Source organism: Pseudonocardia sp. MH-G8, assembly GCF_002262885.1.
GTDB lineage: Bacteria > Actinomycetota > Actinomycetes > Mycobacteriales > Pseudonocardiaceae > Pseudonocardia.
On sequence record NZ_NKYF01000011.1, the window covers coordinates 77,873 to 90,588 of the forward strand.

Consider the following 12,716-nt stretch of genomic DNA (forward strand, 5'->3'; position numbering starts at 1 on the left):
CCCACTGAAATTCCGGCTGGTCACCTTGCCGGCCTTCGCGGGTTATTGCCGTGGTTCACATGGTCGAGGGGCGCCTCGCCGACGGAGGAATTAACCGCAGTTGCTGCCCACTACGGCCAATTCATGTCGCACCAGTTGGAGCAGTGGGGCCTGACGATCGAGGACGTCCAGGCCTGGCGGCCACCGAAGTCCCGCCGTGGCCGTCCTCCGAAGAATTCGATTCGTCGGCAGAGCTGATGAGCCGACGCGGTCGTCGAGGTAGTCCTGCCCGCCGAGCTGCGTGAGAACCGAATCTTTACCGGGAATGCACGAATCGCACGTTCCCCAGAGCCGGTTGTTGACCACCGGCACCGCTACGACCGGCACCCCGACGCCGAGAGCGTCGCAGAGGGCGCCGACCGCGCGGTGTCCATGATCCCCGCCGCGACCCTGTTGGCCGTGTTGAACGGGAGGGCGCCAGGCGACGACGACGCCTGGACAGGGTCGGTCGTGCTCCGCCGGCTCGGGGAGCCATTGACCCGCCGCGTCGGTGGCGACGACTGACACACTCCAGCGCTCGCGCAGATCATCGGCCACCTCGCCGGCCCGAGAGGCCAGGGGCACACCACCCGACGAGGGTCAGGTAGCGAGATGTAACGACAGCTTTCCGGACGGCGAACTGCGAGTGGGTCGACCGATCATTCGGTCTCTCCGTCGGTCCGCTGGTCCTTGGGGCCGATGACATCGCAGGAGCCTGCGAGCATGGGATTCCTGTACATCCGGGGGTGAAGATGTCTGGCACGGCGACGCGGCGGGTAACGCCCATCGAGCTGCTCGATATGCGCTCGCAGCGGTGGCGCAAGCGCATCGAGGTCGTCTCCCTCGCGGCCGAGGTGCTGGACGTCATCCCGGTCGCTCGCCGAGAGCAGGCACTCACTGCGCTTGGCATCCTGTATCAGAAGTCGAGAGACCGGCCGGACTTGTTGCGGCGCTGGCCCGCCGTACACGTGATCGCCACAGCGGGAGTGGCCGCGGACAACTACGAGCACGGGACGTACTGGCCGCGGCTGCTCGAGATGCTGGGCGTCGAGGGGCATCCCGGGTTCCAGCACGAGTGGGGTCAGGCGTTCCTCGATAACCTGCACCGACTTCACCTTCCGACCTTCGACAGCGGGTCCGAGGACGCCGGGTCGAAGTTCGTCGGCCGCATCCTGATGCACGCGGGTGTCCCCACGTTCTGCCTCCGCGACTACTACCGCCTGATCCGCTCGGGCCGCACTCGGTTCCCCGGGCTGGAGCCCGCAGAGTTCGTCTCGTGGGCGGCAAGCCGTGCATCGCGCAACCAACTTCACAATGTAGACAAGCCGGTGGCGCGTTTCCTCCAGTACGGCGGGGACTTCGCCGTCGATGTCACCGACCGCATTTATGACCTGCTCGACGCGCTGGCCGCGGGTGGTGACGGCACGGACGTACCACTGCCAGAGCGGTTCAGGCTCGTCGCGCAGGAGATGCGCGACGACGGGGAGATCGTTCACGCCCGCAGCCGGACGAGCCGCGCCGGGCAGGGCGAGATCGACCAGCGACCGCGCCTTGCTCTGGACCCGTTCGGGCAGGGGCTCTTGCTGCGGCTGCCAGCTGTCGGGGAGGCGCCGGACGGCTCCGCCGTGTGGATCGTGAACCTCGACGAGACGACCCGCCACATCCCCACGAGCCTCTTCCTCCCCGAGTTCGGGGAGCCCGCGCCGCCGACCGACGTACCGATCCCCGCGCCGGTGCGCACTGCGTCGGTCGCGATGGCCGGGCGTGAGGACTTGACGACCACGCTCCCTGTGGTCGACGACGCCGACCCACTACTCGCGTTCGCGGAGGACGGACTGCTGGTGCAACCAGGTCTGCCGCTGCCTGGGCGTCCGACGTGGCTGCTGTTCGCCGGCGTCCCCGATGACGTGCGGATCGTCGGAAACGCTCCGGTGCTGTCGGAGAGTCCGTTGCCGCCGGGCTGGGCGGGCTGGTGCCTCGTGCTCGTCGACCTCGACAGCGTGTCGTCGGTCGCGGTGGGCGACGCAGGGCGGTCGCGCAGCGTCCGGAGCAAGGCCGCTGCACGGGTCGTCGCCGATGACCCGGTGCACGGCGTGCGCAGCGCGACCCGGCTCCCCGTCTTCGCAGCGCGGCCGACCGTCCATCTCCCCGAGCAGCTCGGCGACGCGGACTGGACCGTGACCCTCCTCGACGCGGTGGGTGAGGTGCTGTCGCAGTGGCATTCTGCCGACGGCGGTTCGCCGGACTCCGTCTGGCAGGACCTCCCGCGGCCGACGGTCGGCACGTTCACCGTGCGCGTACGCGGGCCATGGGGGCGCGGCACCACGCGCACGCTGACGGTCGTCGAAGGGCTCGACGTCTCATTCTCCCCGACGTGGCGATGCTTCAAGGCGAAGGGACTCGAGCACGCGACGGCCCGGGTGCTGGCCGCGCGCGGGGTGCTTGTCGCACCAGAAGTGATCGAGTACTCCGCGCAGGTCCGGGAGAACCGGGTCCGTGTCAGCGCGCACGGCGAGCACCGAACGCTCGTCGTCACCCCACCGCACATGACGGTCGCCTACCAGACCAAGCAGATGACGACGAATCCGTCGATCCAACCGGTGCAGCTACTCAGCGAGGACGTCACTGCCCAACGCGGCACGCTGATCCTCGACATAGGTGCAGACGCCGAGCCGCGCTTGCATGTCATCCTGGGCTCCAGGCAGATACAGGTGGTCGAGCCTGCGGGCGGTCGGGCGGGGGTCTATCACTTCGATCTCGCGAAGATCGTCGACACGCTGGCGGTGCATCCCCAAGTACGGCTGGCACTCGACGCCGACGCGGCGCTCGTCGTCGCGTCGGTGCGGCCGCGCCGTCTGCACCGCGGAGTCGCCATCGCAGGCGCCGAGCTGGTCTTTACTGACTGCGTCGATGTCGATGGACTCACTGCGCTCGTCTACCCCACGCGGGCGCCCTGGCGCGATCCGGCGGTGCTGCCGATCGCCGATGGTCGCGTGATCTTGCCCGACTGGTTGACCAATGCGGGCCCGCTGCGCGTGCTCGTCCGCCTCGACGACCCATGGGCGCCGCTGCCGATTCCCGAGTGGCCGGATATGGCCGAGTCCGTCCTTGTGGAGGCATCCGGGTACGTCGCCGAGGACGACGACCAGGAGGCCACGGCGCTCTCGGCGTTCCTCGCCGGTGCGGGCACGATGCCGATGATCACAGACTTCACCCGGCTGTGGACGGTGCGGGCGCTCCTGCGCGACTTGCCGACCGGCCAGCGTGCCGATCCGATCAAAGCGGCGTTGGACTCAAGGATTCGCACGTCGGTCCGCGATTCGCTGCTCGCCGTCGCCCCGTCGAAGGCCCCCATTGAGGCGATCCCGGAATTACTCATCAGCACTGGGCTGGTCTGGGCGAACCTGTCCACCGCTCATGACGACACCACGACGCGCTGGAGCGTCCGCGGCGCGCTTTCCACTGCGCTGCTCTCGGCGGCGGACGGCGAGTGGTCGGCGGAGGAGGTGGAGGCGGCTGTCGAGACGTGCGGCGACGTCGTCGCGGAGTTGCTGGCGGGCAACGACCGCCATGCCGCTGCCGGGCGCCTGGACCAGGCGGCAACGCTGTTCGATCAGAACCCCGCGATGCGTGAGGACTTCGTTCGGCAGGCCGCGCTCGTGCCGACCGGGTTGCTCTCCGCGGACAGCAGGGTGATCGCCGCGATGGAGTACGTGAAGCAGCGCAAAAATTCACGAATCGCGCCATTGGCGCGGCGTCCGATGCTCGACGACGTCTCGCTGATGCTGCGCATTCTCGGTGATCCGGTCGCAGATGAGGCATTCGCCGAGCACGGGCCGGGAACCTCGGCGAGCGGCTGGCAGACAGTACCAGCGCTCTCGCGGGCCTTCGCCTTCCTGGCCCGCCATGCCGCCCGAGGCCACCGCGCCGTAGCTGAGTGGCTGCCGCAGCATCGCCGGACCTGGGCGCACCTCGCCGCCGTCGCGCCACAGATGGTGACGATCGACCTCATCGTGGCCGAGTTGTTGGTCGCAAGCACGTTCAACGAGAAGCAGGAGTCGCACGCGTGACCGCATCCATCGACGCCGTCGGCACGGCCGCGGAGATCACGGCGACATATCGTCGCTACCTCCAATCGCTACTGGCCGTGCGGGACCCGAAGATCGATGCGGCACTGCGGCACGCGATCGACACGACACCGATGCTCGACAAGGGCCCGTATCTCGAGGCCACCCCGCCGTACGCGCTGAGCGCGTCAATACGGGAGCTGATCGACGAGGGTGTCCTGGCCCCACGCTTCGCCGGGCTCGCCAGCGCGTCGCTGCCGCTGGACCGCGCGCTCTACGTCCATCAGGAGCAGGCGATCCGGAAGGTCGCGGCGAACCGCAACATCGTCGTTGCGACGGGCACCGGCTCCGGCAAGACCGAGTCGTTCCTGCTGCCGATCCTCGACGACCTCGTCCGCGAGCATGAACGCGGCGAGCTCGGCCCCGGCGTGCGCGCGCTCCTGCTCTATCCGATGAACGCACTTGCCAACGACCAGATGAAACGGCTTCGGCAGCTGCTGGCGCCGTATCCGGAGATCACCTTCGGCCGCTACACCGGCGACACCGAGCAGGACCCGGTCCGGGCGCGCGAGTCGTTCGGCGCGCTGAACATCGGTGAGCCGATCCTGCCGAACGAGCTGTTGAGCAGGGAAGAGATGCGACGCACGCCGCCGCACCTGCTGCTGACCAACTTCGCGATGCTCGAGTACCTGCTCCTACGGCCGCTCGACATGGAGCTGTTCGCCACCGGCAAAGAGTCGCGCTGGCGGTTCCTGGTGGTCGACGAGGCACACGTCTACGACGGCAGCCAGGGCGCGGAGATCGCCATGCTGCTGCGGCGCGTCCGGGACCGGGTGGCCCCGGACCGGCCGATTCGGTGCATCGCGACATCGGCGACAGTCGGTGGGGAGCCCGACGCAGTGACGAGGTTCGCGACGAACCTGTTCGGCCAGCCGTTCGAGTGGCACGCCGACGACCCGGCACGCCAGGACGTGATCACAGCGCAGCGGGTCAAGACGCCCGAGGGGCCCTTCTGGGGCCCGCTCACCGCCAGCGAGTACGAGGCGATCGCCGAGGGCACCGATCCGGAGGTTGCTCTTCTCAAACACGCCGCGACGGCGGGGCACGCCAGTGACAACGCCGCCGACGCATTGCGTCACGAACAGCGGCTCGCCGACCTGCGCAGCACCCTCGCGGATGGCCCGCGCACGTTCTCGTCGGTCGCCGCGAGCCTCTTCCCCGCCGAGGACAATGCCGCGGCAGGCCTGGCTGCGCTTGTCGCACTGGGCAGCTCGCTGCGCTTGCCCGACGGAACCACGCCGCTATCTGCGCGCTACCACCTGTTCCTGCGCGCAACCGAGGGCGCGTTCACGTGCCTGTCCGCGGCGGGCCCGCATGTTCAGCTCGCCCGACACAACGTGTGCCCCGACTGCGACACTCCCGTATTCGAGATCGGCTCCTGTAAGCGGTGCGGCGCGGTGCATGCCGTCGGCACGCCCGTGCAGGAGCACGGCGTCATCCGCCTACGTCCTCGGAAGGCGGGCGCCAAGGGCAGGTGGTTCGTCCTCGGGGACCAGGCCGCGGTGTCCGACGAGGACGAGGATGCCGTCGCCGACGAGAGCATCGACACCACCACGGACGAGATGCGGCTGTGCACGGCCTGCGCCGCGATCAACAAAGCGCATGTGGCCAGCTGCGTGAGCTGTGGCTCCGGCGATTTGCGGTCCGTGTGGAAGCTGAAGGAGCGCGGTGATGAGATCGCAGGCTGTCTCGTCTGTGGAGCCCGCGGCTCCGGGTCAGTCCGGGTGTTCGAGACCGGTTCTGACGCGAGTAGCGCCGTCATCACCACCTCGCTGTACCAGCACCTCCCGCCGAGCTCGGACCCGCACGACGGACAGCGGCCCGGGCAGGGACGCAAGCTGCTCGCGTTCAGCGACAGCCGCCAAGCCGCTGCGTACTTCGGGCCCTACCTGCAGGACTCCTACGGCAGACTGCAGCGGCGGCGGCTCATCGCCCAGGGGATGCTCGCTGCACACGCTGACCAGGATCCCGTCGACATCGACGATCTCGTGTTCCACGCCCGCAAGGCTGCGGCAACCGTCAAGCACTTCCCCGGCGGCATGACGGCGCAAAAGCAGTCGCGGGAGATCGCGCCGTGGGTGATGGCGGAGGTGTTGGCCACCGACGACAGGCAGTCGTTGGAGGGCCTCGGGCTGATCGGTGTCTCGCTGTATCAGGACCCGTCATGGCAGGCGCCGGCCCCGCTGCTGCAGTTGGGGTTGAGCGCCGACGAGGCGTGGGCGTTTCTCCAGGAGCTGGTGCGCACGCTGCGTCAGCAAGGCGCGGTGACCATGCCGGAGGAGGTGCCCGCCAACCACGAGATCTTCGCTCCGCGGCTCGGCCCGATCCGAGCCCGGGTCTCCGGCCCGGAGGCGATCCGGAAGGTGCTGTCCTGGCTTCCCGGCAGAGGCACCAACCGGCGCATCGACTACGTCGGCCGCGTGCTCACGGCGCTGGGGGCATCGGCGGACCCTGCCCAGCTGTTGGAGGGGATCTGGCGGTCCCTGACCGCGCCGCACACGCCGATTGACTGGCTGCGCTCCTCGAGCGAAACCGGGCTCGGCGTCGTTTACCAGGTCAACCACGAACAGCTGCGGCTGACGTGGATCACCACCGATGCTCCGGTGTACCAATGCAACGTATGTCGGCGGACGGCGCCGTTCTCGGTGCGCGGGGTGTGCCCGGCGCTGGGATGCGAGGGCACACTCGCCTCCTTCGCCCCACCGCCTGACAACACCGACCGCGACCACTACCGGACGCTGTACCGCTCGATGCACGCTGTGCCGCTCACTGCGATGGAGCACACCGCACAGTGGGCGAACACCGTCGCCGCTGAGATCCAGCAGCAGTTCATCCGCGGCGAGATCAACGCGCTGTCGTGCTCCACGACGTTCGAGCTCGGCGTCGATGTCGGCGAACTGCAGGCCGTGATGCTGCGCAACATGCCGCCGAGCACCGCCAACTACCTGCAGCGGGCAGGCCGGGCAGGACGCCGGGCAGGCGCGGCAGCGCTCGTCGTCACCTACGCTCAGCGCCGCTCGCATGACCTCACCCGGTTCGCCGAGCCCGAGGTGATGATCGTCGGCGCAGTGCGCGCACCGTACGTGCCGCTGGACAATGAGCGCATCGACCGCCGTCACGCGCACTCGGTGGCGATATCAGCGTTCTTCCGCTGGCTCTTCGACGGCACCGGGCGAATCGATCGGACGGCGGGCGAGTTCTTCCTGCCGGACAACGACCGGGATCCGTCGGTCGAGTTGATAACGGGATTCCTCTCCCCTGTGCCGGACGATGTGGCCGCAACGCTGCGGCGGGTACTGCCCGCGTCCGTCGCCACCGAGCTCGACATAACGGGCGGCGGTTGGGCCCGCGAGCTCGTCAGGCTCCTCGACGAGGTCCGCGAGGAACTCGCGCACGACGTCAGGACGCTCGAGCAGCTGCGTGACGAGGCTGCGGCGGCGAAGAAGTACCACCTGGCCGAGCGCTACGAGAAGGTCGGCAACACCCTTCGCAAACGCAACCTGCTCGGCTTCCTCGCCAACCGCAACGTGCTGCCTAAATACGGCTTCCCTGTCGACACAGTGGAACTGCGCACTGACTTCGGATACGGCAAGGGGGCGGGCGCTCGCCTCGACCTGACCAGAGACCTGTCACAGGCGATCCACGAGTACGCCCCTGACGCCACCCTCGTCGCGGGCGGACAGCTGTGGACGTCACGCGGCATATACCGGCTGCCCGGCCGCGACCTCGTCGAGTACAAGTACCACGTCTGCAAGCGCTGCGGCGGCTTCCGACATGGCGTCGACGACGTCGAGAGCGCGTGCCCGCACTGTGGCGAAGTCGCACAGACCGCTCCGCGAACGGTAACGATCCCGGAGTTCGGGTTCGTCTCCGACCGGGAGCCGGGCAAGCCCGGCCCGCACCCGCCACGGCGTTCCTGGAGCGGCGCCGTCCACGTGCTCGCGCCGCCGTCGGGGGCGACCTCCCGCACAGTCGCGCTGGCCGGCGGTTCGGTCCGTGCCGAGGCAGGTTCGCGCGGCACGCTCATCGCGGTCGCCGACGGGCCTACCGCGATGGGGTTCTGGGTCTGCGACTGGTGCGGCCACGGCGCCGCGCGGGTGCTGCACCCCAAGAAGCCGCCCAAGCACAATCACCTGCTCAAGAATCAGCCCTGCACGGGTCCGCAGCGCCTGCTCGACCTCGCCCACAGATACGAGACCGACCTGCTCACACTCGACGTAAGCCTGCCCGGAGTTCAGGGCAACATGCCGGCGTGGAAGTCGGTCCTGTACGCAGTGGTCGAGGCGGCGTGCGAGACACTGGAGATCGCCCGCGACGACATCGGCGGCTCGCTCGCCCCGATCGGCCCATCGGCCTGGTCCATCGTGCTCTTCGACACGGTCGCGGGCGGTGCCGGACACGTCCTGCAGGTCGAGCAGAGCCTGACGGAGGTGCTGACCGCCGCCCTGCACCGGGTCAGTGACTGCGAATGCGGCCCGGAGACCTCCTGCTACGGCTGCCTGCGCAGCTACCAGAACCAACGTGACCACGATGAGCTCTCCCGCGGTGCTGCCGAGCAGGTTCTGCGCAGGCTCATCGCCGATCACGGCGAGATCGACACGGCCTACACGCAGCCGTCAGCACCGCCGTCCGCGCCTGACGGGCTGCCCGTCGACTGGGCCGACATCTACAGCAACGCGGCTGACGACGAGCGTCAGGTGCTCATGACACTTGCCCAGTCCGGCGTGCCACGCCCGGAGTTGGGATTCGAGAGCGCAGGCGGCATCCCGATCTCCCTGTCATGGCCGGACCGACTGGTCGCCGTCGACCTCGCCCTCGACGAGACAGACCGTACCGACCTCATAGCCGAGGGCTGGCGTGTTGTCCCAGCCGGGCCAAAGCTGATCTCGGCAGTCCGACAGGTATGACTTCGACGCGGCAGGCAATTCCTCCTGCCGACAGGTGGGCGTGGCCAGAGAGCCTGATGTACGAGGTGCGCCAGCTCGAGCGCGGCGTTCCTCCGGCGGCCCACGCCATCGTGGAGCGAGCAGCTCAGGCCGAGCGGGTGTGGCGAGTCTGTTCCGTAACGGCGGTGACGCAGGGTACGAAAGGCCGGCAAGAACGTAGTGTTGCCATGCCCTCGCCAACTGGATCGCCCTGGCGTGGTCGGGCCTCTTGGGGGAGCGGCGCCCACTGTGCGGTTGCCGCATGATGAGTTCGGAGCACGAACGCTGTGACAGACGCGCGGAGTCCCAGGACCAGCACGCCAGCCTTGAGGGCCAAGCGCGAGGCACGACGCGGATGAGTCCTGCCGCACACCCGGACCTGGCTCCTGGATCGGTAGTCGTCGTTCGCGATGAGGAGTGGTTCGTCCGGGCCACCGAGGAGACCGCGGACGGCCTGCTCGTCCACGTTCAAGGGCTCGGCGAGCTGGTTCGCGACTCCGCCGCGAGCTTCTACGCCAACCTCGACGAGATCGTCCCGCTGGACCCGGCGGCGGCAAAGGTCGTCCCCGACCACAGCCCGCGCAACCGCACCGCGCGACTCTGGCTCGAGTCGACGATCCGCAAGACGCCGGTACCCCTCGGGGAGGCCTCACTGACGACTTCGGCCGGCGCCCTGGCGACGACGTTGAGCTATCAGCAGACCGCGGTTCGTCGCGCACTGGACCCGGCCAACCTACGGCCACGACTCCTGCTGGCCGATGCGGTCGGGCTCGGCAAGACCCTCGAGATCGGCATGATCCTCTCCGAGCTGGTGCGGCGAGGCCGGGGCGAGCGCATCCTCATCGTCACGCCAAGGCACGTGCTGGAGCAGATGCAGCACGAGATGTGGACGCGCTTCGCGCTGCCGTTCGTCCGGCTGGACTCGGCAGGCATCCAGCGGGTCCGGCAGAAGCTGCCGGCCACTCGCAACCCGTTCACCTACTTCAAGCGCGTGATCATCTCGATCGACACCTTGAAGTCGGACCGCTATCACGCGAGCCTGCGCAAACAGCGGTGGGACGCCGTGGTCATCGACGAGTCGCACAACCTCTCCAACTCCTCGACCCAGAACAACCGGCTGGCCCGGTTGCTGTCGCAGACATGCGAGGCTCTGATCCTGGCCTCGGCGACCCCCCACAACGGCAAGGCCGACTCCTTCGCCGAGCTCATCCGGCTGCTCGATCCCTCAGCGATCCCGCCCAACGGTGAGCTGATCAAGGACGAGATCGCCCGGCTGGTGATCCGCCGGCACCGACACAGCCCCGAGGTGGAGTCGGTGGTCGGGGCCGACTGGGCGCAGCGCCAGGAGCCGCTCAACGTCCTCGTCCCGGCAACGCCGGCCGAGGACGCGATCGCCCGCGAGCTGGAGGACGTCTGGCTGTGGCCCGTCGATGGGCGGGTCCCGTACTCGGGGCAGAACGCGAGTCTGTTCCCTTGGACCCTGGCGAAGGCGTTCCTGTCGTCCCCGGCCGCGCTGCGCGACACCGTGAAGGACCGCATCGGCCGGCTCGGTGCCGGAGCCGAACGTGAGCGCGATGCGTTGGACCGGCTGGCCGAACTGACCGAGAAGGCGCTGAGCGAACCCTCGGCGAAGTACTCCCAGCTGCTGCAGCACCTCCGACAGATCGGCGTCGGGAGGAGCTCACCCGCGCGCGTGGTGGTGTTCGCCGAACGCGTCGCGACGCTGCGCTGGCTGCACGAGCACCTGCCGGCGGACCTGGGCCTGCCGCGGGACGCCGTAGAGATCATGCATGGTGGCCTTGCCGACGACGAGCAGCAGCGGATCGTGGAGGCGTTCAAGCAGGAGCACGCACCGGTGCGCGTGCTGGTGACCGGCGATGTCGCCTCCGAGGGCGTGAACCTGCATGCCCAGTGCCACGAGCTGGTGCACTTCGACATCCCGTGGAGCCTGATCCGGATCGAGCAGCGCAACGGACGTATCGACCGCTACGGCCAGAAGCACCCGCCGCGAATCACTGCGCTGCTGTTGGATCCGTCGAGCGAGCGCTTCGCTGGTGACGTGCGGATCTTGGCTTCGCTCATCGACAAGGAGGCCGAGGCGCACGCTGCCCTTGGTGACGTGGCCTCGTTGATGGGGCGCTACGACGTCAAGGGCGAGGAGGAGCAGATCCGGGCGGTCCTGGCGGGATCGAAGACGCTCGACGACGTGGTGCGGACACCCGGCGAGGTCGTCGCCGCCGACGACCTCGCCGGCTTGTTCGCCGATTTGGACGAGATCGCTGCGGATCCCGAGCCGGAGCGCGGTTCAAACGCGATGGTCGGCACCGGTCTCTACCCGGACGACGTCAGCTATCTCAACGAGGCACTGCACGTCGCGTTCGTCGACCCGGCCGCTCCACCGAGCAACGCCGGAGTGTCCTGGCGGCACCACGTGAACGACGGTGTCGCCGAGCTGATCCCTCCGAAGGACCTCGTGCAGCGCCTGGAGGTGCTGCCACAGAGCTACCTGGCCGATCGGCGGGTCACCGAGAAGCTCGTGCTCGCCACCACCCCGGCGCGGGGCATCGACCGGCTCGCGGCGGCCCTGCGCGACGACAGCGACTCCACCTGGCCGGACGCGCATTACCTCGGCCCGCTGCACCCCGTACTTGACTGGGCCGCCGACCAGGCTCTCGCACATCTGGGTCGCAACGAGGTGTTCGCGGTCCGCGGCATCGTGGACAGCCCGACCGTCCTGCTGTTGGGGACGTTGACGAACCGCCGCGGCCAGGTGGTGTCCGCAGCCTGGCTGACCGTCGAGTTCCCCACACCGGACGAGCCCGGGTTCAGCACGGTCACCCCGCACGGATCGGCTGCCGAAGCGCTCGCTGCGGTGGGCTGGGACAAGGTGCGGTCCAATCCAGGTGGGGTACCAGACGCCGAGGAGTTGACCGCGTTGATCAAGCCGGCCGTGCGGCGCGCGAAGGACCAGATGGCCGTCACGTTCGCGGCCGCGGAGACCGACGTCTCCCAGCGAGTCAGCGCGTGGTCGCGTCGGCTCGACCGGTGGGACGACGAAGCCGGCGCGTTGATCCGGCGCAGTGACCTGGCCCAGCACCGCCTCAGTGTGCAGAAGGAGCGTGAGCTGGTGACGGCGATGAACCCGGACCGGCAGCTGGTGCGGCCCTTGCTGGTCGTGGTCCCGGAGGGCGGCCAGTGAGCGGGTCGGACGCCATTCTCGTTGGCGAAGCGTGGATTTCCGAGCACTACTTCACCACGGACGCGACGTCACAGTCGTTCCGCGCGAAAGTTCTGGAGCGGCGCAAGAGCTGGGACGCCGAGGCGAAGGAGCAACGCTCCACCCCGCTGTCCCGGTTAACCAAGGTCCGCCAGAAGCTCGAACGCGATCTGGCCGGCTTGGCCGAGCTCATCGATCCCGACCTGATTCCGGCCACCGACGCCGAGGTCGTCGCGAAGGCTGCGACCGGAGTCCACGAGCAGGTGATCGCCGTCCTGGGCCTGCGGGATCACGGGCTGCACGTTGCGGAGACGGGCCCGGTGCTGCGGATCTCCGCACCCGGCATCACCGAGGATTCCCCGCTGGCTGTGGTGCTCGGCCGCCCTGTGGTTACGGTGGAAGAGGCGATCGCGCGGGACGGCGCCACCT

General features: G+C 68.8%; 4 protein-coding genes. 3 read left to right on the forward strand and 1 reads right to left on the reverse strand.

The features are described from left to right. The first annotated feature begins 770 nt into the window (after positions 1-770). The 3 genes from CFP66_RS24170 to CFP66_RS24180 all read left to right on the forward strand — a co-directional run bounded on the left by CFP66_RS24170 (position 771) and on the right by CFP66_RS24180 (position 12,269). Positions 771-4,088 carry a hypothetical protein gene (locus CFP66_RS24170; RefSeq protein ID WP_198961637.1) on the forward strand — a complete coding sequence of 1,106 codons (3,318 nt, stop codon included), beginning with the start codon at positions 771-773 and terminating at the stop codon, positions 4,086-4,088. Then, positions 4,085-9,052, forward strand: a complete 4,968-nt coding sequence (locus CFP66_RS24175) for a DEAD/DEAH box helicase (protein WP_094927436.1) — start codon at positions 4,085-4,087, stop codon at positions 9,050-9,052. Before CFP66_RS24170 ends, CFP66_RS24175 begins: the two co-directional genes overlap by 4 nt. Before the next feature lie 373 nt (positions 9,053-9,425). After that, positions 9,426-12,269, forward strand: a complete 2,844-nt coding sequence (locus CFP66_RS24180) for an SNF2-related protein (protein WP_094927437.1) — start codon at positions 9,426-9,428, stop codon at positions 12,267-12,269. Positions 12,270-12,424: 155 nt separating this feature from the next. Here the strand turns inward: CFP66_RS24180 and CFP66_RS49320 are convergent, their stop codons facing one another. Then, on the reverse strand, positions 12,425-12,580 hold the full coding sequence (locus tag CFP66_RS49320) for a hypothetical protein (protein WP_233159672.1): 156 nt from the start codon (positions 12,578-12,580) through the stop codon (positions 12,425-12,427). Positions 12,581-12,716: the final 136 nt, after the last annotated feature.